Origin of the sequence: Rhizobium sp. NLR16a (genome assembly GCF_017948245.1) — a bacterium.
Taxonomy (GTDB): Bacteria; Pseudomonadota; Alphaproteobacteria; order Rhizobiales; family Rhizobiaceae; genus Rhizobium.
The window spans coordinates 203,080-220,787 of the sequence record NZ_CP072869.1 but is presented as its reverse complement, the minus strand read 5'-3'; the positions used below and the strand labels follow the sequence as shown (position 1 = coordinate 220,787).

General features: G+C 56.8%; 18 protein-coding genes and 3 pseudogenes. 13 read left to right on the top strand and 8 right to left on the bottom strand.

Translation table 11 applies throughout. From position 1 onward, the window contains the following. Positions 1–43: 43 nt before the first annotated feature. The 6 genes and pseudogenes from J7U39_RS28015 to J7U39_RS27990 all read left to right on the top strand — a co-directional run. Entirely contained in the window at positions 44–541 is a 498-nt protein-coding gene (locus J7U39_RS28015) for a GNAT family N-acetyltransferase (RefSeq protein WP_245515214.1), read from the top strand. Positions 542–875: 334 nt separating this feature from the next. Next, entirely contained in the window at positions 876–2,084 is a 1,209-nt protein-coding gene (locus J7U39_RS28010; RefSeq protein WP_247241801.1) for a glycerophosphodiester phosphodiesterase family protein, read from the top strand. Positions 2,085–2,119: 35 nt separating this feature from the next. Next, the gene (locus J7U39_RS28005) at positions 2,120–3,202 is read left to right on the top strand and encodes a hypothetical protein (protein WP_206118687.1); all 1,083 of its coding nucleotides are present in this window, start codon (positions 2,120–2,122) and stop codon (positions 3,200–3,202) included. A gap of 232 nt (positions 3,203–3,434) precedes the next feature. Continuing rightward, positions 3,435–3,827 carry a transposase gene (locus tag J7U39_RS28000; RefSeq protein ID WP_064842745.1) on the top strand — a complete coding sequence of 131 codons (393 nt, stop codon included), beginning with the start codon at positions 3,435–3,437 and terminating at the stop codon, positions 3,825–3,827. Beyond that, positions 3,824–4,171, top strand: coding sequence for an IS66 family insertion sequence element accessory protein TnpB (gene tnpB / locus J7U39_RS27995; protein WP_014330938.1), 348 nt, complete (start codon positions 3,824–3,826; stop codon positions 4,169–4,171). The genes J7U39_RS28000 and tnpB overlap by 4 nt, the downstream gene beginning before the upstream one ends. A 45-nt stretch (positions 4,172–4,216) precedes the next feature. Then, positions 4,217–5,710, top strand: a pseudogene (locus tag J7U39_RS27990) (IS66 family transposase); the annotation flags it as partial. Positions 5,711–5,853: 143 nt separating this feature from the next. On the opposite strand, the gene J7U39_RS27985 reads toward J7U39_RS27990, so the two are convergent. From J7U39_RS27985 to J7U39_RS27975, 3 genes are read right to left on the bottom strand one after another with little or no spacing between them, the layout of a single operon-like run. Further along, a complete protein-coding gene (locus tag J7U39_RS27985; RefSeq protein ID WP_138397173.1) occupies positions 5,854–6,855 on the bottom strand; it encodes a tyrosine-type recombinase/integrase in 1,002 nt (333 codons plus the stop codon). Next, the gene (locus J7U39_RS27980) at positions 6,852–7,775 is read right to left on the bottom strand and encodes a tyrosine-type recombinase/integrase (protein WP_092577041.1); all 924 of its coding nucleotides are present in this window, start codon (positions 7,773–7,775) and stop codon (positions 6,852–6,854) included. Before J7U39_RS27980 ends, J7U39_RS27985 begins: the two co-directional genes overlap by 4 nt. Then, the gene (locus J7U39_RS27975; RefSeq protein WP_138397172.1) at positions 7,772–9,013 is read right to left on the bottom strand and encodes a site-specific integrase; all 1,242 of its coding nucleotides are present in this window, start codon (positions 9,011–9,013) and stop codon (positions 7,772–7,774) included. Before J7U39_RS27975 ends, J7U39_RS27980 begins: the two co-directional genes overlap by 4 nt. 123 nt (positions 9,014–9,136) lie before the next feature. Here J7U39_RS27975 and J7U39_RS27970 point away from each other — a divergent pair. Further along, positions 9,137–9,276 (top strand): annotated as a pseudogene (locus J7U39_RS27970) (transposase domain-containing protein); the annotation flags it as partial. A gap of 9 nt (positions 9,277–9,285) precedes the next feature. After that, on the top strand, positions 9,286–9,582 hold the full coding sequence (locus J7U39_RS27965; protein ID WP_247241800.1) for a hypothetical protein: 297 nt from the start codon (positions 9,286–9,288) through the stop codon (positions 9,580–9,582). Positions 9,583–9,817: 235 nt separating this feature from the next. On the opposite strand, the gene J7U39_RS32010 is transcribed toward J7U39_RS27965, so the two are convergent. The 3 genes from J7U39_RS32010 to J7U39_RS27950 form a co-directional block, all read right to left on the bottom strand. Further along, positions 9,818–10,207 (bottom strand): hypothetical protein, encoded by a 390-nt coding sequence (locus J7U39_RS32010; RefSeq protein WP_247241799.1) that lies wholly within the window; start codon positions 10,205–10,207, stop codon positions 9,818–9,820. A 568-nt stretch (positions 10,208–10,775) separates the two neighbouring features. Continuing rightward, complete coding sequence (locus J7U39_RS27955) at positions 10,776–11,489, bottom strand: GntR family transcriptional regulator (protein WP_210633060.1); 714 nt, start codon at positions 11,487–11,489, stop codon at positions 10,776–10,778. 203 nt (positions 11,490–11,692) lie between these two features. Further along, entirely contained in the window at positions 11,693–12,370 is a 678-nt protein-coding gene (locus J7U39_RS27950) for a hypothetical protein (RefSeq protein ID WP_210633059.1), read from the bottom strand. Positions 12,371–12,985: 615 nt separating this feature from the next. Between J7U39_RS27950 and J7U39_RS32295 the strand changes: the two are divergent. Then, positions 12,986–13,078 (top strand): annotated as a pseudogene (locus tag J7U39_RS32295) (transcriptional regulator); the annotation flags it as partial. Positions 13,079–13,374: 296 nt separating this feature from the next. On the opposite strand, the gene J7U39_RS27945 reads toward J7U39_RS32295, so the two are convergent. Together J7U39_RS27945 and J7U39_RS27940 are read right to left on the bottom strand one after the other, a co-directional pair. Continuing rightward, the gene (locus tag J7U39_RS27945; protein ID WP_244604854.1) at positions 13,375–13,674 is read right to left on the bottom strand and encodes a hypothetical protein; all 300 of its coding nucleotides are present in this window, start codon (positions 13,672–13,674) and stop codon (positions 13,375–13,377) included. 23 nt (positions 13,675–13,697) lie between these two features. Continuing rightward, on the bottom strand, positions 13,698–13,979 hold the full coding sequence (locus J7U39_RS27940) for a hypothetical protein (protein WP_210633058.1): 282 nt from the start codon (positions 13,977–13,979) through the stop codon (positions 13,698–13,700). 60 nt (positions 13,980–14,039) lie between these two features. Between J7U39_RS27940 and msuE the strand changes: the two genes are divergently transcribed. The 4 genes from msuE to J7U39_RS27920 all read left to right on the top strand — a co-directional run bounded on the left by msuE (position 14,040) and on the right by J7U39_RS27920 (position 17,706). Beyond that, entirely contained in the window at positions 14,040–14,627 is a 588-nt protein-coding gene (msuE, locus tag J7U39_RS27935) for an FMN reductase (RefSeq protein ID WP_127431432.1), read from the top strand. 22 nt (positions 14,628–14,649) lie between these two features. Continuing rightward, entirely contained in the window at positions 14,650–15,753 is a 1,104-nt protein-coding gene (gene sfnG, locus J7U39_RS27930; protein ID WP_210633057.1) for a dimethylsulfone monooxygenase SfnG, read from the top strand. Positions 15,754–15,886: 133 nt separating this feature from the next. Further along, complete coding sequence (locus J7U39_RS27925; protein ID WP_247241813.1) at positions 15,887–16,810, top strand: ABC transporter ATP-binding protein; 924 nt, start codon at positions 15,887–15,889, stop codon at positions 16,808–16,810. Further along, complete coding sequence (locus tag J7U39_RS27920) at positions 16,810–17,706, top strand: branched-chain amino acid ABC transporter permease (RefSeq protein WP_168301792.1); 897 nt, start codon at positions 16,810–16,812, stop codon at positions 17,704–17,706. The genes J7U39_RS27925 and J7U39_RS27920 overlap by 1 nt, the downstream gene beginning before the upstream one ends. The last annotated feature ends 2 nt before the right edge of the window (positions 17,707–17,708 follow it).

Sequence of the window (17,708 nt, the reverse complement as noted above, 5' to 3'; positions counted from 1 at the left end):
GATCGTCACGCGATTGCTCGGCCCGCCAAAAAATGGAGACACTATGACCGAGAAAGCAATGGTAGCTGGAACTCCGGTAACGATCGAGTACCTAGAAAGATTTCCGAATTTCATTTCCATTTGCGCAAGTTGGTCTTTCGGACAATGGGGTTGTCAATCAAATGGCTCGTACGAACAAACGCGAGGCGAGTTTGAAGCGGCAACAAAAAGCTCGATGCCGCTAACACTAGTCGCCATCGAAAACGCGTTGCCAGTAGGAATGGTCACGTTGGCTGATCGTGATTTCGATGGAAAATCTCATCTATCCCCTTGGCTTAAGTCGCTTTTTGTCCATCCATTTCACCGCAAAAAAGGAATAGCCAGGTTGTTGATCGAGCGGCTCGAGCACGAAGCATCGTGCCTCGGTTGCAAGAGTCTTTATCTGACAACAGAGGACGCGCAACTTCTTTACGAGAAGAGCGGCTGGCGGGCAATTGATCACGTCCAAACATCGTATGGCGAAGCGGCGTTAATGAAGAAAGCCCTGCTTCCTCTCAACTGAGGCTACGCTAGGACGAAATAATTGCGCCGGAGCTCCAAGCTGCTTTCATGACAACTCTCTCAACGCTTGAGCACGCGACGTCGCGACGTGGCAACGCAGCGCCTTGGGTGGAAGCTGATTTATGGATCATCTTGATGTTGAAGAGCGTGTTATTGCCGGCACATCGCAGCGATAGTGGGCCGGCTAAAAACTTCCTCGCACTACGGGCACCCCCCAGGATTTCGCTCTCCCAAGCCTTAGCCACTGCTGTGATGGGCTGTTGCAAAGGCCGCACGAACAAGCCGTACAAAGTAGCGAGCTACCCGAAATTCTCATCGAAAGGTTCCGAATCTCCATGGACACCAGCAACAATGTGGCATCAGTGCTTGTGAATCTTTGCTCCTCGCGTCTCGGTTACCTCGGCGGCCGACGTGATCTGCGTGCATCGCTCACTTTAACTTCTCTTCTTGCTTTCGGTATTCCATCCTACGCCGCAGCAGAGGCGCTACTTCCGGTAAAGCCTTCACCATATCTTGTAAGTGCGATTACAAGAAACATGTTCAAGCTGCCGAAACCCGATGACGACTTGGTCCTGCTATCTGCGCACCGCGGATCCTGGGAGATCTATCCTGAGAATTCAGCCTATGCCTTGCAAGACGCCTGGAATTCGCAGATTGAGAGCGTGGAGGTCGATGCCCGCTTCACCGCAGACAAAGAAGTCGTTCTATCTCATGACTACAGGATTGAGCGCGAATCAACTGGAAGCGGCCTATTATATAATCAGAACTTGTCACAGCTACGACAGGCCGATCTACGGGACCGACATGGCCGCGTTTTTACGGATTCACAAGGGCGAAAGGCGAAGTTCCTAACATTCTCCGCCGCGCTCGATCTACTCGCCGAATATGTTTCCGATGATGGTCATGGGTACGTGATGATCGTCGATATCAAGGCGGCAGTCGATGATCAGGACCCTACTGATCCCATCGAGCTCATGCAACGCTGCCTTGACATTCTCGCGAGCAAGGGAAATGCGAAACTCAGCAAAGCCGTTGTATTCAAGCTCAAAGCAAAGGATGCGGCGGATGTCGGCACGATTCTAAATCGGACAACCTACGACCCCAAACTCATTGGCGGGCTAATTGTCGTCGAAAACCCGGATAACGAGAATGTGAAGGATTCCAGCTATGATCCCCACGAGGATCCAATCTACGATCAATGGAATGTGGTGCCGTTCTCCATTCAGTTTGAAATGAACCAATTCTATAAAGGTGACGGTCTGCAGGCATATTTCGACTATATCGACCAGCAGCAGGGCTTCGCCACCTATCATGAAAGTAACTACTTTCCAGAGGGCGTCGCAAACAGCGCCGGAAAATGCTGCTTCGAGCACAACACGGATCCGAAATCGACCGCTCAGCGAGGGATCGTACCAGATTACCGAGGAGATCCTGAGATGGCGCTCGTCAATCGTACCAATCTTATCACCACTGATTGGCCCGACGTAGTCGGCGATATGCTGCGCCAGATACGGCGCCGCAACACCTCCGAACTCACTCGCTAGAGCAAGACCTCCGCTTTCAAAAAGGGAATGTTTTGATGAATAATGGAATAAAAATCTTCCTATTGTCTTCCGCGCTGGGCTGTCTTGTCGCTGGAGAAGGGCAAGGGGCATCATGTACCAATGAAGCCAATTGCCTTAGAAGCGCGTCGGAGAAAGTATCTCAGACGCTCACACCGAAGGTAGTGCCCATTTTCGGGGAATTTCCAAAGCTGTACATACACGACTCGGCGGCAGAAGCGGATTATCCGGTGCCCGAAGATACGAGGCAGGCATTTGACTTCTATACCAACAAGACTTCCTTCAACCTTCCACCGCGCACGTCAATCGAGACTAGTCAAAGCGCGTCGATCAGACCAGACACGGGGTTCACAGTCCTTTTGGTCGAAAAAACCCGTGAAAATACTGTTCCTAATGGCGGCAGCGCCTTATCGCTTCTAAGTTCTAATTCAAACGATGCTTACCTATCATTCGCATTGGGAGCTGCACCCAATCCGAATGGTCAGAAGTGGTCATTCGCGAAAAGCCTGCTTCAAAGCGACATGGCGTCTACTGCATGGTGGCAGAAGCCCTGGGACATGAACGTCGTGGGGCCAACAGGGGCATTCTCCGGCACTGAGTGGATTTACTATACCTTTACTCCAGACGGCAAAGTTCGCATGGACCGTTTTGCGCCATACACATATTTTCTAGCGTTTACAGCTTACCAGTGGGATGAGGCAGTGCTCGACAGTGGGTTCCCGCATTCTCCTTTCAGCTCTGGCACGCCAACCGATCGTCCGAAATCCGTCATTTTCGGATCGGTTGGCCCATGGGTTATTGGCGCTGCAGCAGTGCCCGGTCAGACATCGCCCATGATTGAGCCAATTGAGGCGTTACCGGGGTTTGAGGGAGTGACGATCTTCGCGAACCCCTTGTCGATGAAAGAAGTCGTAGCGTATCAGAACTCCCTGAAGAGGAGCGACTTTCTCGACGTCAACATGCTGCCCTGCAACAGCGGCCAGTACCTTTCCGGCGAGATAAGGACTCCCTGCGGCACGGCTCGTCCTGGCAATCCTCCGTCGAATGTAAAATCGGTGGCTGGTGATGCGATCCGTACTAATATTGAACGCTTTGAATAACGAATGTTGGACGACTCTGATTTGTTCCAACGCGATCAGACGGCATCAGTTTCAGCTACCGCGATGCCGCAATCCCGGTCGCTTGTGAACCGAATGTCTGACAAGATTGGGCAAAGATGGTGACCACTCAAGCGTGGAAATCGCCGCGTTAAGAGTATCCCCACGGTGACGGCCGTCTTGTGATGTGAGGCCGGACATTGGAAGTCCTGGTGGTAGCACTAGGAGTAGTCCTATGACGAAGCAGCATATTGAGGTGATCACGTCGGTCGGACGTCGGCGGCGCTGGTCCCTGGAAGATAAAGAACGGCTGGTCGCGGCGACGTTTGAGCCTGAAGCGGTTATCTCGGATGTTGCGCGTTCCGCGGGGATCCACGTCAGCCAGTTGTTCCGTTGGCGCAAAGAGCTCTGCCAGATATCAGCTCCGTCCCTGCCACCATTTGTCCCGATTGAGGTCGTGGCGGCGTTGCCACCACCTGATCCCGTGGAAACGACACCAGCACCTCGACCGCGCAAGAAGACAAGCATCGTGACGATCGAGCTTGGTAGCGGTCGGCGCATTCGAGTGGACAGTGATGTCGATACCGAAGCTCTGGGCCGCATCCTCGATGTCGTGGAGCGGCGATGATCCCGGTTCCCAGTGGCGTGAAGGTCTGGTTGGCCACCGGCTATACGGACATGCGGAGGGGATTTCCTGGCCTGTCGCTGATGGTGCAGGAGACGCTGAAGCGTGATCCGCATAGCGGCCATTTGTTCTGCTTCCGCGGCAGGAAGGGCGGACTGATCAAGGTGATCTGGCACGACGGCCAGGGTGCCTGCCTGTTCACGAAGAAGCTCGAACGTGGCCGCTTTATCTGGCCGTCAGCGGCCGACGGCACGGTGGTGATTACGCCTGCGCAGCTCGGCTATCTGCTCGAAGGAATCGACTGGCGAATGCCGCAAAAAACCTGGCGTCCGAGCTCCGCTGGATAGTGGAAATGGCTGGAAAGGTGGGAGCGAATATGATTCCATCTCGTCATGACCGATGCGGCCGATCAGCTTCCCGACGACCTTGCCAGCGCGCACGCGATGATCCTCGCCGAGCGCGCGGCACGCCGTGAAGCCGAGGCCGTTGCTGCCCGAGCCCAGGCAGTGAACTCGCATTCGGATGCGCTGATTGCCAGGTTGAGGCTGGAGATCGAGAAGCTCAAGCGCGACATTCATGGCAGCCGCTCGGAGCGCAAGGCGCGGCTTCTCGAACAGATGGAATTGCAGCTCGAGGAGCTGGAAGCCGACGCCAGCCAGGACGAACTGGCGGCCGAGATAGCGGCAAAGTCCTCTACGGTCCGAGCCTTCGAGCGCAAGCGTCCTTCAAGGAAGCCGTTTCCGGAGCACCTGCCGCGCGAACGCGTCGTCATTGCCCCGCCAACAAGCTGCCCATGCTGCGGCTCGGCCAAGCTGGCGAAACTGGGCGAGGACATTACCGAGACCTTGGAAGTGATCCCGCGCCAGTGGAAGGTCATCCAAACCGTGCGCGAGAAGTTCTCGTGCCGGGAATGCGAGAAGATCGCCCAGCCCCCGGCACCCTTCCACGTGACGCCGCGCGGCTTTGCCGGGCCAAACCTGCTGGCGATGATCCTGTTCGAGAAGTTCGGCCAGCATCAACCGCTGAACCGGCAGAGTGAACGCTATGCCCGCGAGGGTGTCGACCTCAGCCTCTCCACGCTCGCCGACCAGGTGGGGGCTTGCGCCGCGGTCTTGAAGCCCTTGCACGGATTGATCGAGGCGCATGTGCTGACCGCCGAGCGTCTACATGGCGATGACACGACGGTGCCGATCCTGGCGAAGGGCAAGGCCGATACCGGGCGGATTTGGACCTATGTCAGGGACGATCGGCCGTTCGGCGGAACGTCGCCAGCCGCCCTCTACTATGCCTCCCGCGATCGGCGGCAGGAACATCCCGAGCGCCATCTCAAGAACTTCACCGGCATTCTGCAGGCTGACGCCTATGGCGGCTACAACCCGCTGTTCAAGGCGGATCGTCAGACGGGTCCGCTGGTCCAGGCGCTCTGCTGGGCACACTCGCGTCGCAAGTTCTTCGTGCTTGCCGACATCGCCACGAACGCCAAACGGGGAAAGAACGCCACGCCGATCTCGCCGGTGGCGCTCGAGGCCGTGAAACGGATCGATGCCCTGTTCGATATCGAGCGTGACATCAATCGTCTCGCTGCAAGTGAAAGACTGGCGCGACGCCAGCAGGACAGTCGTCGTCTTGTCGAAGAGCTTGAGGCCTGGATACGGGCCGAGCGGACAAAGCTGTCGCGCAGCTCGCCCGTCGCCGAGCCGATCGACTACATGCTAAAGCGCTGGGAGGGCTTTACCTCCTTCCTGGGCGACGGTCGGATTTGCCTGACCAACAATGCCGCCGAACGCGCTCTGCGCGGCTTCGCTCTCGGCAGGAAGTCGTGGCTGTTTGCGGGTTCTGATCGTGGTGCTGATCGCGCCGCCTTCATGGCGACGATGATCATGACGTGCTTATGCCGCGCGCGGCATAAGGCGGTTTATGCCGACCGTCGAACTATGCCGAACGCCTCTTTTGATGAGGACGCTACACCGTGCGTTCCCGGCCGGTTCGGCGGGTCGCCGTTGGTTGACACTCGGCATAGTTCTCATGCTCAGAGGGCGTTCAGGAATTCCAAAAGCCGGTCGCTTGGTCGAAACCGCTCGGCCTTGGCGCGTTCGTACGGCTTCAGCTTTGCGAGTGCAGATTCCTTCAGTTCGAGATGTGCATGAAGATAGGTCAACGTCGTTTCCATCGCTTCGTGGCCCAACCACAGGGCAATGACCGAGCAGTCGACGCCCGCCTGCAGTAACTCCATGGCAGCGGAGTGCCGTAAGACATGCGGCGACACCCGCTTTGAGCGAAGGGACTGGCAGTGCTCGCGCGCTTTGGCGACATATTTGTTCAGCAGTGCCTGCACGCCGTCGGCGCTGAGCCGGCCACCGTGCATGTTTGGAAAGAGAGTCGTTGCGCCTCGCTTCCCTGGTTCCTTGAGCCAATACCGGAGGGCTTGCTGGGCAACCTTTGTGAGCGGCGTACTTCGCTCTTTGCGGCCCTTGCCGATGCATTGCACATGCGCACCGCGGCCGAGCATTACCGAATCTCGGTCAAGGTCGATGATCTCCGAGACCCGAAGCCCGGTTTGGGCGGCCAGTAATAGCAGAGTGTAGTCGCGGCGTCCCAGCCACGTGCTTCGATCAGTGCAGTCCAGGATCGCTTCAATCTCGGGCCTGGTTAGAAACTGAAGTTGCCGCTTATCACATCGCTTGCTGGGGATCGCGAGCACACGCTGAATATGGGCGCTATGTGCCGGCTCCTCGAACGCTGCATATTGGAAGAAGGATCGGATGGCTGTAAGGCGGAGATTCCGGGTCCTCACCGAGGCGGATCTCTTTGTCTCAAGGTTCTCCAGGAATGCGCCGATGAAAGGAGCGTCTATATCCCGTAGTGTCAACTGAGATGGGGACCTCCCAAGGCGCGTCTGTGCGAACGCAAACAGGAGCCTGAAGGTGTCGCGGTAGGAGGCGATGGTGTTGGGACTGACACCTCGATGCTTCATGAGCCGATCTGTGAACCACCGCTCGATCAGCACGGCCAGGTCGTTCGTGCGTCTCATGACCGAGCCTCCCAGCGCTTATCCAATCGCCGGACGGCATGGTTCATCAGTTCCGGCGCGGCGGACAGATACCAGTAGGTGTCGCGAACATTGGCATGGCCGAGGAAGGTTGAGAGAACCGGCAGCTCGCGTTCCACATCTTCGCCAGCCCGATGCCAGTTGATCAGGGTCTGGACGGCGAAACGGTGGCGAAGATCATGAATCCGTGGACCATCTCGTTTCCCCTCCTGCCGTAATCCGATTTGCCGGGATAGTCGCCAGAACACGCGGTGCACGTATTGATGCAATAATCTGCCGCCCTGTTCGGCGACGAAGAAATAGGGACTACGAGGCGTACGAAGGTGTGCATCGCGTCGGGCGGCATAGTCCAACAATACAGCGACTGTCGTGGCATGCAGCGGCACCAGCCTTGTCTTGCCGAACTTTGTCTCGCGAATGGTGAGGACGCCCTGGTCGAGATCGACGTCGGCCCGGCGTAGGCCGAGCGCTTCGGAATGGCGCAGTCCGGCGACCGCTATCAGCCCGAACAGGCAGTGATATGTCCAGCGCCGCAGGGCGTTGGCCGGCGGCAACGACAGTGCTGCCGCCAGAAGCGCCTGAATCTCGACTTCACTATAGATGTAGGGCTTTGTGCGCCGTGCCGGCGGCACTGCGTCGCTCGGTGGCACTTCCGTCAGAGGATCGAAATGACTGAGGTGCTGGGCAAAGCAGCGCACATCAGCCAGTCGGATTGACCAACTCGGCTGCCGGCCCATCGAGGTGACCCACTCCATTGCCAGGTCCGCCGTAATGGTCTCGGCGCCGCGGGCCTCCATGAAAGCGACGAACCCCGACAATCGTTTTGCCGGACCGTCATATTTGTATCCCAGCCCTTGGCGCATGCCGATGTAGCGCTCAAACGCGGTGCGAAGCCGGCTCATTGGACACCTCCCGGCCAGGGGAGGCTCAGTTCGCGCAACTTCTCAACATCGAGCTTGGCATAGATCCTTGTACTGTCGATGCTTCGATGGCGGAGCAGTTGACCGATCTCGGCAAAGCTGGCGCCCGACCGCAAAAGGTCGGTTGCAAGGCTGTGGCGGAAAAGATGGGCGCCGTGATGCGCATAGCCGTCAATGCCCGCCCGTTCGAGTGCCTGCTTTGCGATCATCGTGATGGCGCAGCCGGAGGCAAAACCCACATGCGGCGCAAGAGTTCGCAAGAAAACTCGCCGACACGCCGAAGCGGGGCGCCCATGCCGGATATAAGCCACGATCGCTGTTCCGACGTCGTGACGCAGCGGCATCGTTGCTTGTTGCCGCCCCTTTCCGTGTACGAGAATCGTGCCCGACTGCCAGTCGATATCGTCAAGATTGAGGGTCGCAACTTCGCTGGCGCGCAAGCCGAGCTTGGCGAGGATCATCAGAACCGCATAGTCCCGATGGCCCATTGCCGTCGTCCGATCGCAGGCATCGAGAACCTTCTGGACCTTCTCGGGCGGCAGGAATGTTGGAAGGCCGGCAAGTCGCCAGCGGCGGATGGACGGCACACAGTCAGCGAGCGGCGTCGAGATGAAACCCTTCAGATGCAAATAGCGCAAGAACGCACGCACAACTCCGCACATGGCTTTGCCACTGTCGGCGGAACCGTCAAGCGCATGTCGTTCGACATAGCCGATGACGATCTCCGGGGTGAGCGCTGCAAACTCGTCTGCGCCGGCCGGACAGATCTCCATCAGAAATCGATGCGACAGCAGCTTGTGACTTTCCACCGTTGAGGCTGCGAGCCCTCTCTCATTCGAGAGATAAGCTGCGAACATATCGACAATCTGCTCGTGCTCCGTGCGCTCAATCGGAACGGCGGCTGATATCAAACCTTCTTGCCGCAATGTAGAGAGTAAGCGGCGGAGAGCTGATCGGTCGCCCGCGTCAGGTCTCCAGTGTTTGAAACGGTGCTCGAAAAACCGACTAACGTGACCTTCGCTTAAATCCCGGGGCTCATGTCCGCTGCCAACATGCCAGTCCATCAGCTCTCGAAACAGGCTCAGCGATCGCCAGGTACATTGCCGACCCAAGCCTTCGTTCGACAACCTGGCGGCGTAAACTTGGGCAAACTTGCCATGCGGCCCGTGGATCAGCTTCCGATACAGCGTGCTGCGCTTCAAATAGTCACTTGCGTTCATAGGGCTCTCCTTTGCGTCAACTGCGACGGAGAGAGCCTAAGCTATGCCGATCCGGCTACTGCTTTGTCACGAAAAACGTTGGCATAAACCTGCTCGTTCGGCATAGTTCGACGGTCGGCATAAACGGCCAAGCTCAACGACGTCGATCGCAGGCTTGGCTTGCCGACGTTCTCGCTCGTATCGCTGACACGCCGATCACCAGACTCGAACAATTGCTCCCGTGGAACTGGGTGGCATCGTCAACAGAAGCCGCGGCTGCGTAGGGTCAATCGATGGTTCACGCAACCGACAGAGATCAGTCCGACAATAACCGCGCTCTTGTTCGCGAGGCGTTGCTTCATGATTGGGATCCCATCGGCATATCTCATATTCCCGAAGCGAAGGACGAATATGACGCCTATGCCGACGTCGTACTCGGGATGCTCGTCAACGAGCACGCAACGGCAGAAGACATCGCTGACTACCTCTTTGAAATCGCCACAGAGCACATGGCGCTGACTGATCGCGGCATGGCTGAGCTATGCGATCGTGCCGCAAAAGCAATCGTGGCACTCCGATCAGACTTTTAGGCGAACCCGCTCTCGAGTTACCTGCGGTCCCCACCGGACGGATACCGTTAAGATATTCTAGAACTATAGCAGGATTAAGCCGTCTCAATTTCTGAGCATTGCAGCAGTGAGATTTTCTCCGGCGCGGCCCCAGGTGGCCGGCGTGGGATCCTCAAATCGTGTCGCCAGCGAGGCCGGTTTCGTGAAAGCCTTTTGAGTTTGCTCAGCGACTTGAGCGTAGGTCCTCGTCCGGCCCTTATTCATCTCTGGCCCAGCCCTTGCTGTCGGCTGTCTTCGCGAGGAGGAATGCATAACAGCTGCTGATCTCGTCGAGCTTTCTCACTAACTCGCCGTCCGATCCACCGAGCAAGGTTTGATAGCCCTCGCCTCTTGTTGACCTCTGCCAATCATTCCCAATAAAGCGCGCGGTCGCATTGCCGAGGGGAGAAACCCTTGGTTTAGGGCTGCCAAACGATACGGCTGCGCGCCTCAATCCGTCTAGGAAGCTTGCGTCATCGAGTCCGCTATAAGGTTTTCCTTCGGAATTCGTCGCATTGAGGAAGATCTGCTCGTCACCGACTACGCTATATCCGCCGCCCAAGCCATTTTTCGTTGCGTCCGCTGCTTCGAAGAATCTCTGCGCCACGGTGGCTAAGGCTGCCCTGCGGAAACCGCACGATAACAAGGACTGTCTTACCTGTCGTGTCGTCGAGGCGAGAGGTAAGAACGCGACATTGGCGCAAGACGTAGCCTAGCGGGCCGGCAAACCTATCCGTCACGGCGTCATCGAGATCACCCTCGGTCTGAAGCGATGCATTGTTTTGAGGAGATACCCGCCCGGCGTAACCTTTGTCCTCAAGGTCGCAGCGTCGATCCCGTTGGCTGTTATGATCTTTGGCACAATGTCTTTTGAGACTTCGGCTGAAAACGTCGCTCGATCAACATAGCTGGCCTGGCCAAGCCGCGGCAAATGGAAACCTACGGAGGGCGTTGCCCGATAGGACACAAGCACCTTTCGCTCTGCAGCGCTGTATTCTGGGATGCTGAAGGGATGGCGGCAGCCTCTTTGATTTGGCAACATAATTAAAATGCTGGTAGGTGATGCCGACGTCGGCTTTTGGATTGCCCGCAGCAGCCGCAGATATGCGCGGCACTCGACAAAATTCTTCAGGCTCGTTGACTAGGATCATTCGTCGAGATGACAGTTTGAAATGTCACAAACTTTTCGCAGGCCCCGGAAAACCTGTTAATCCACGTTCGTTCACCTCTTGTACAATCCTTGAGACGGCACCCTGTTCTAGATCAAGGTGGTTCATCAACGCGGACTCCACCAGGGTCGTTGCCGTGCCTAGTTCAGACATTGCGTCAATTAGCTTCTCGAGGCTTTCAACAAACGCGGGCCGAAGTTCCGACGCAGTTAGTTCCATTCGTAAAGGGTGAGTGCAAAAACAGAACCGGTGGACGATTTTGCAAGCCTCGCAATTCGATGCTTCTTGCGCGATTTTAGTGAATATCGCTTCTGCCCTTAAGGCAAGTTCGTCAGAGGACAATTTATCCGCCACGGTCCAGCTCTCTGGGACCTGCGGCCGCATTCGATTCAGTGCCGAGGTCAGGGTTTCACGTCCGACAACATAAACATCTAACAGAGCTCTTTCCGACATCGGCCTGGTGAAAAAGCCTCTTTGAGGGATGTATTGAATCTTCCCTTCAGCTGCGAGCCGCTGAAGCGCTTCGCGAACCGGTGTTCGACCAAGATCGAGCTTAGACGCTAGATCCTGTTCCCTGAGATGTTGCTCCGGCACACGACCGTTACTGTGGAGAATTCTCCGAATAGCATCGTAGGCAATATCGGCCTTTGCAGGTTCTGGTTCAGTAGAAAAATTCGAGCCACCCCCACGACCTTGGGGCGCGTTCTTGCAACACCGCATTTGATAGTTTTCCTCTGTCGATATCCTTCAAGGACCCTACAGGAGCTTTGCTTTGAGATCGGACGGTCGCTTGGAATTGAAGGTCGAATTAGTCGACCCTTCCAATACCGGCACCGCGTTTCACGCCCGAACCAGATTCGGGATCAACCACCTGTATTACAGCCGCGGCCGTAATTGGCAGCTATCGCATTCTGCCGCTAAGTTCAATGCCATAGGCACAAGGCTGCGTCGGGATGGCGCGCTGGTCCAATGTCTACCGCCCGTCGTATTACGCGCAAGCGGCCGCCTTTAAGCGAACCGTGTCTCCAAGGCCTGGAAGTGCCATCGATGTACCGACAGTTTTCAAAATCAACATGTGCATGATAGCTCTTCGGTGGACGTGATCGGTTACTCCTATCAATCAGCTGATTATAGGCTTCGGCGGATTTGATGTAGACGCGGTTCGCGAGAGCCTCGACTTGTCCATCAGTAGCGATGGCTTCGCCGTTGTCAGAATCGCCTCCAGCGCAATCAAAGACACGTTCAGATTTTGAAAGAGACCATGTGATCTGATGCATTTGTTCCGGTTCGTGTTTGGTGGCGAGATGTGCTTTGGTTAGGTCCAGGCCTATGCTTGCCTCGTGTTCGGCAGGTGGTTGTTGCAATGTCGACAATATTTCAAGGCTCAGCTCCATGCCGGTCACTACGGGACGGTTAACCCGATAATATCTTCCGCTATCTGCGACTTCGCGAAGCGCATCCAGATGCTCGTTCCGTGCGGCCGGCTGCCAGCGTATACCACGCCGTTGAGCAAGCACCCGTTCGCCATCGAGCAAGACGAGCCCCATTTCCGGGCTATCACACCTGGGTTCGTTTGGATGCATTTTGTCACGTCGGTTCATCTAAGCCTCCCGTCGCTGACCGGGGTAGTCCCATGCCGCGTGTTGAGCACGTCTAGACGGCACTCCGCCATAGATCAATATTTAACAATAATATATTTTCTGATATATTTAGCCAATCGCCATGGCTTACCTTTATACTTTGTTGGTCGAGTACACAACTCGGTACGATATAGTATTACGCAAGAGAGTTCAAGATTTGCTTGAGTCCGCAAATGTTCGAGCTGACAATCTCCCGTTGGCGATGGCCAAACCTCGAAGTGGTAATGTACGGCTATGACTCCCTCAAGCAGCACGAAAAGTTCCCCTTCTATCTGACAACCCCGACATGTTGGTCGGATTGAGTATTTCGTCACCACCGGGCTGATCGCCAGTGAGTTGAATTTATTGGAAGAATCTCAGTCTCGACGGAGACACTTCCTTCGCTCTTGTATTGAAAGTCGAACACCAGATTGCTGACAGGATAACGCGTGGGACGAACACCGGTTACGCCGAAGTCAGTTTACTCGGACCACCATTATATTCGGCCGGCAGAGAAAGCGTTCTCGGAAGGTCGGAAACGATGACATCCTGGCCCCTTGCGGTAGATCCGACTAGCTTTCGCTGGACGAGCGATGGTCTGACTTGACAACTCTTGAGAAGAGCTCGGATTTTGACTCGTCAAGGATACGAAGGACCGCGGCCGCCCTAGGAGTTTTAGACAAGATTTGAGACATGCGTCGCACTGAAGTCGCTACACAGCGGCCTTAAGGAGGATGCCTGCAGCAGCTCACCGAGTACAGGAGGCGCTTAATGGGAAGCCCTTCAAGCTCCTACAGCTTATAGGGCCATCCAGGCTTCAGACTTAGCCGAGCTGGACGCTTCCGCCTAATTGGCTGGCGCGAAGGCTAGCGCCTGAAGTCATTCGTCGCACCCTTGCTGTAGAGACAGCTTGCCGACTGCGATTGGTGGAAACCCAGGCACGCGATCATCGTGGCACGGTGATCGATGAGCGAATCTAACCGCATTTATTCTTCCACCAATCGCAACACTGGGGGCGCGTCATATGCGCGGAACGTCTTAAGGTCGACTTGAACCATCGGGCCACGCGGCGTGTGTATCGTGAGGGTACTGATATCGACATCAATGCCGGATTTGTGTACGTCGCGGATGGCGTCATTCATTTTTTGAAGCGCTGCGCCTAGTCTTTCCTTAGCATGCTTCTGCCTTGTGAGGTAAGATGTCATGGTGCCCTGCTTGTTTGCTGCTTGAGTTCCGCTTATGCGGTCAATTTGATTCGCGCTATGAATCGATAGTGTTTCGAGCACGATCGAACGGGCTCCTCTTTAGTTTAGACACCGTGGCCGGTCGCTAAGTAACTGCTGTAGCAGGTCGGACCTTTGCAAATTTCGCATTCTTCCCTCCATGGCGAGACGAAAATATGCTTCCCGATCGTTGCGCGAGCTCCATTTCGCTTCAGCACCAGCGCAACCCATTTGGCCATAGAGAGTTGTTCGCTCTCGCCGTGGCGTGCAGTTTGCTGCGCCACATAGAACGCCAAGCTGAAGTTTTTATTTCGCCCATTGGGCGCGATTTCAGGATGGCAATCTACAACAGGGAGAAATATTGGCATCGTGTCGTTATCATTAGTCCATTAAATATATAGACTACGTCGCAAAAGGATGTCGCCGACATGAAAATTCTGGGTCTTGCGGGAAATGTAAAACGACCATCGCGAACTGCCTCCCTTGTGGAAGCACTTGTGTCGGCAGCCACATCGAAGCTGGGTCTCGATGGGCAAACCATAGAACTGGTTGACGCTGCCCCCATTCTCTTCAAGGCGCTTCGATCGGACCAGTTGGATGCCGAGGGGCGGGCGATTATCGACGCCGTCGAGGCGGCTGATGTCCTTGTTGTCGGGTCGCCGGTCTACCGGGCATCGTATACCGGCGCTCTCAAGCATCTCTTCGACCTTGTTGACTACCGCGCACTGACCGGAAAGCGGGTCATTCTGGCTGCCACAGGTGGCACACCGCTGCACGGTTTGATGACCGAACATCAGTTGCGCCCGCTATTCGGCTTCTTCAACGCCCTGACACTGCCGACGTCGATCTACGCTACCGAAACCGATTTCACGGATTATGAGATCGCCAGTCCTGTGGTTCAAGAGCGTATCGAGCGCGCCGTTTCAGAACTCGCTCAGGTGCTGCCGCTCTCTGATCACACCGCTGCCGCGCGCGCTCATGCAAACCGCCCGGCGCTCGCCGCCGCGTCAGCCTAGCCATTTCAAGAGGGAGAGTATCATGTCCTATGCCAGCAGAGAGCCGGTCAAATTCGCCTACTGGGTTCCCAATGTTTCGGGTGGCCTCGTCATTTCCAATATTGAGCAGCGGACGAGCTGGACGATCGAATATAACAGAAAGCTGGCGCAGATCGCCGAGACCAGTGGCTTCGATTATGCGCTGAGCCAAATTCGTTTCACCGCCGGTTATGGCGCCGAGTTCCAGCATGAATCCGTCTCCTTTAGCCATGCGCTGCTGGAATCGACGACGACGCTGAAGGTGATTGCCGCCATTCTGCCGGGACCATGGAATCCTACACTGGCGGCCAAGCAGATCGCCACCATCAATCACCTCACCAATGGTCGTGTCGCCGTCAATATCGTCAGTGGCTGGTTCCGAGGCGAGTTCCACGCAATTGGCGAGCACTGGCTTGAGCATGACGAGCGCTACCGCCGCTCGGAGGAATTCATCCGCGCACTGCGCGGTATTTGGACCGAAGACAATTTCACGTTCCACGGCGATTTCTATCGCTTCAACAATTATTCGCTGAAGCCGAAGCCAATCGATCCGCAGCCTGAAATCTTTCAGGGCGGCTCATCGCGCGCCGCGCGCGACATGGCATCGCGTGTTTCCGACTGGTACTTCACCAATGGGAACACGCCGGAGGAAATCGGCAAACAGGTGGCTGACATCCAAGGCAAGGCGAAGGCCAACGATCATTCCGTTCGCGTTGGCGTCAACGCGTTCGCCATCGTTCGCGAGGCCGAGGAAGAAGCAAGGGCCGTGCTTGCCGAGATCATCGAAAAGGCCAATCCAGAGGCGGTCAATGCCTTTGGCCACGAGGTCAAGAACGCCGGGAAATCATCACCTGAAGGCGAGGGCAACTGGGCGAAATCCTCTTTCGAGGACCTGATCCAGTACAACGACGGCTTCCGCTCCAACCTGATAGGGACACCCCGCCAGGTCGCCGAGCGGGTCATCGACCTGAAGCGCGCCGGCGCGGACCTCATCCTTCTCGGTTTCCTGCATTTCCAGGAAGAGGTCGAGTATTTCGGGAAGCACGTCATCCCGTTGATCCGCGAGTTGGAAGAAGCCGAAATCGCGACGGCAGTCGCCGCGGAGTAATCGCAACACGTTGTCGGCCGGCACGCAAAGCCGGCCGCATCAACAATGACAGGCCAAGAACCCGGTGGTTCGTGGAGGGATAGCGTGCGCCTATGAACTCGTGGGCTCGTGGCGCGCCGTCGAAAGCAGGGGCGTGCACACTATGACATTTGCCTTCGGAGGCTTGGGAGCGGCGCCGTTTCCGCCGGACGTTCAGGAGCACTTGGCCGGCTTGGATAGAGGAACAGGCGCGGCCTGGACTTCGCCCATTGAAGCCGGCGCAACGGACGGCATCATTCTGGAGCTGGCCCGCATCGATCTATCCTTCGGTGGCGTCGTCGCCCTGAAGGATATCGATCTGTCCGTTTGGCGCGGCGAAATCCTCGCCATTATCGGGCCGAACGGTGCTGGCAAGAGCTCGATCATCAATGTGGTCAGCGGCGTCTACCGACCCGATCGCGGCTATGTGCGGCTCCCCGGGCGGACTTATGCCCAGGTCCCGATACAGAATCTCGCCCGTTTGGGCGTTGCCCGTACGTTTCAAAACCTCGCCTTGTTCAAGGGCTTGAGCGTTCTCGACAATGTCATGATTGGCAGGGCGCACAAGACGCGGTCGAGCTTCGTGGAACAGATCATCGGGCTTGGTCGTGCCCGCACCGAGCAAACGGATGCCCGCAGCCGCGCCTTGGACGTGCTCGAGTTCCTCCACCTCTCGCATGTCGGCGATCGTCTGGCCGGTACACTGCCTTATGGTTTGCAAAAGCGGGTGGAATTGGCTCGCGCGCTGGTGGCCGAGCCCGACATCCTGCTGCTCGATGAGCCGATGGCCGGAATGACGGCGACGGAAAAGAAGGAGATGGGCGATTTCGTGTGCGCCGCACGTGACAGGTTCGGTACCACCGTCGTGCTGATCGAGCACGATATCGGCGTTGTCATGGGGTTGTCCGACCGCGTTGTCGTGCTCGACTACGGCCGCAAGATCGCCGATGGAACACCCAACGAAATCCAGCGCGACCAGCGCGTGATTGATGCCTATCTCGGTGTCGCTCCCGAAAATGAAGAGGGGGCGGGCATCTGATGGCTGACTTCGACTGGCTGTTCTTCATGGAGATTCTCGTCGGCGGCCTTTTGTCCGGCGTCATGTATTCGCTGGTCGCGATCGGTTTCGTCCTGATCTACAAGACATCCGGCGTCCTCAATTTTGCGCAAGGGGCGATGCTCCTGTTCGCGGCGCTGACCTTCGTCAGCCTGACGGAACGCGGCATTTCCTTCCCGCTCGCATTCGCGATCACCTTCGCGATCATGGTCGTTATCGGGATAGCTGTCGAGCGTACCGTGTTGAGGCCGCTGACCAACAAACCGCCGATCACGCTCTTCATGGCGACGCTCGGCCTCTCCTATATTGTCGAGGGCGCTGCCCAACTGATCTGGGGCACGCAGGTGCACGGCCTTGATCTCGGTATCGAGGATGTGCCGTTCGATGTCGGTGGTGTCTACATCAGTCAATTCGACATCTTCGCAGCCGTCGTTGCCGCCTCCATGGTGCTGCTGCTCTCTGTCTTCTTCCGTTACACCCGCATCGGGCTCGGTTTTCGCGCCGTGGCCGACGATCAGTTCGCGGCGCTCGCCGTCGGGTTGAGACTGCCTTGGATCTGGGCGACGGTCTGGGCCACCGCAGGTCTGGTGGCGCTGGTCGCCGGTCTTTTGTGGGGAGCCCGCGTCGGGGTGCAATTCTCACTGTCGCTGATTGTCCTGAAGGCCTTGCCGGTTCTCGTCCTCGGTGGGTTCGACTCGATCCTCGGCGCGATCCTCGGCGGGTTGCTGATTGGCGCGTCCGAGAAGCTGGCTGAGGTCTATATCGGCGGATATTTCGGCGGCGGCATTGAGGGTTGGTTTGCCTATGTGATCGCGCTCGCCTTCCTCCTCGTTCGCCCTTCCGGCCTGTTCGGCCAGAAGCTCTTGGAAAGGGTCTGACC

Excerpts from the sequence above, each read along its gene's own strand:
- J7U39_RS28015 (WP_245515214.1), top strand. The coding sequence starts at position 44 with ATGACCGAGAAAGCAATGGTAGCTGGAACTCCGGTAACGATCGAGTAC.
- J7U39_RS28010 (WP_247241801.1), top strand. The coding sequence starts at position 876 with ATGGACACCAGCAACAATGTGGCATCAGTGCTTGTGAATCTTTGCTCC.
- J7U39_RS28005 (WP_206118687.1), top strand. The coding sequence starts at position 2,120 with ATGAATAATGGAATAAAAATCTTCCTATTGTCTTCCGCGCTGGGCTGT.
- J7U39_RS28000 (WP_064842745.1), top strand. The coding sequence starts at position 3,435 with ATGACGAAGCAGCATATTGAGGTGATCACGTCGGTCGGACGTCGGCGG.
- tnpB (WP_014330938.1), top strand. The coding sequence starts at position 3,824 with ATGATCCCGGTTCCCAGTGGCGTGAAGGTCTGGTTGGCCACCGGCTAT.
- J7U39_RS27985 (WP_138397173.1), bottom strand. The coding sequence starts at position 6,855 with ATGAGACGCACGAACGACCTGGCCGTGCTGATCGAGCGGTGGTTCACA.
- J7U39_RS27980 (WP_092577041.1), bottom strand. The coding sequence starts at position 7,775 with ATGAGCCGGCTTCGCACCGCGTTTGAGCGCTACATCGGCATGCGCCAA.
- J7U39_RS27975 (WP_138397172.1), bottom strand. The coding sequence starts at position 9,013 with ATGAACGCAAGTGACTATTTGAAGCGCAGCACGCTGTATCGGAAGCTG.
- J7U39_RS27965 (WP_247241800.1), top strand. The coding sequence starts at position 9,286 with ATGGTTCACGCAACCGACAGAGATCAGTCCGACAATAACCGCGCTCTT.
- J7U39_RS27955 (WP_210633060.1), bottom strand. The coding sequence starts at position 11,489 with ATGCGGTGTTGCAAGAACGCGCCCCAAGGTCGTGGGGGTGGCTCGAAT.
- J7U39_RS27950 (WP_210633059.1), bottom strand. The coding sequence starts at position 12,370 with ATGAACCGACGTGACAAAATGCATCCAAACGAACCCAGGTGTGATAGC.
- J7U39_RS27940 (WP_210633058.1), bottom strand. The coding sequence starts at position 13,979 with ATGCCAATATTTCTCCCTGTTGTAGATTGCCATCCTGAAATCGCGCCC.
- msuE (WP_127431432.1), top strand. The coding sequence starts at position 14,040 with ATGAAAATTCTGGGTCTTGCGGGAAATGTAAAACGACCATCGCGAACT.
- sfnG (WP_210633057.1), top strand. The coding sequence starts at position 14,650 with ATGTCCTATGCCAGCAGAGAGCCGGTCAAATTCGCCTACTGGGTTCCC.
- J7U39_RS27920 (WP_168301792.1), top strand. The coding sequence starts at position 16,810 with ATGGCTGACTTCGACTGGCTGTTCTTCATGGAGATTCTCGTCGGCGGC.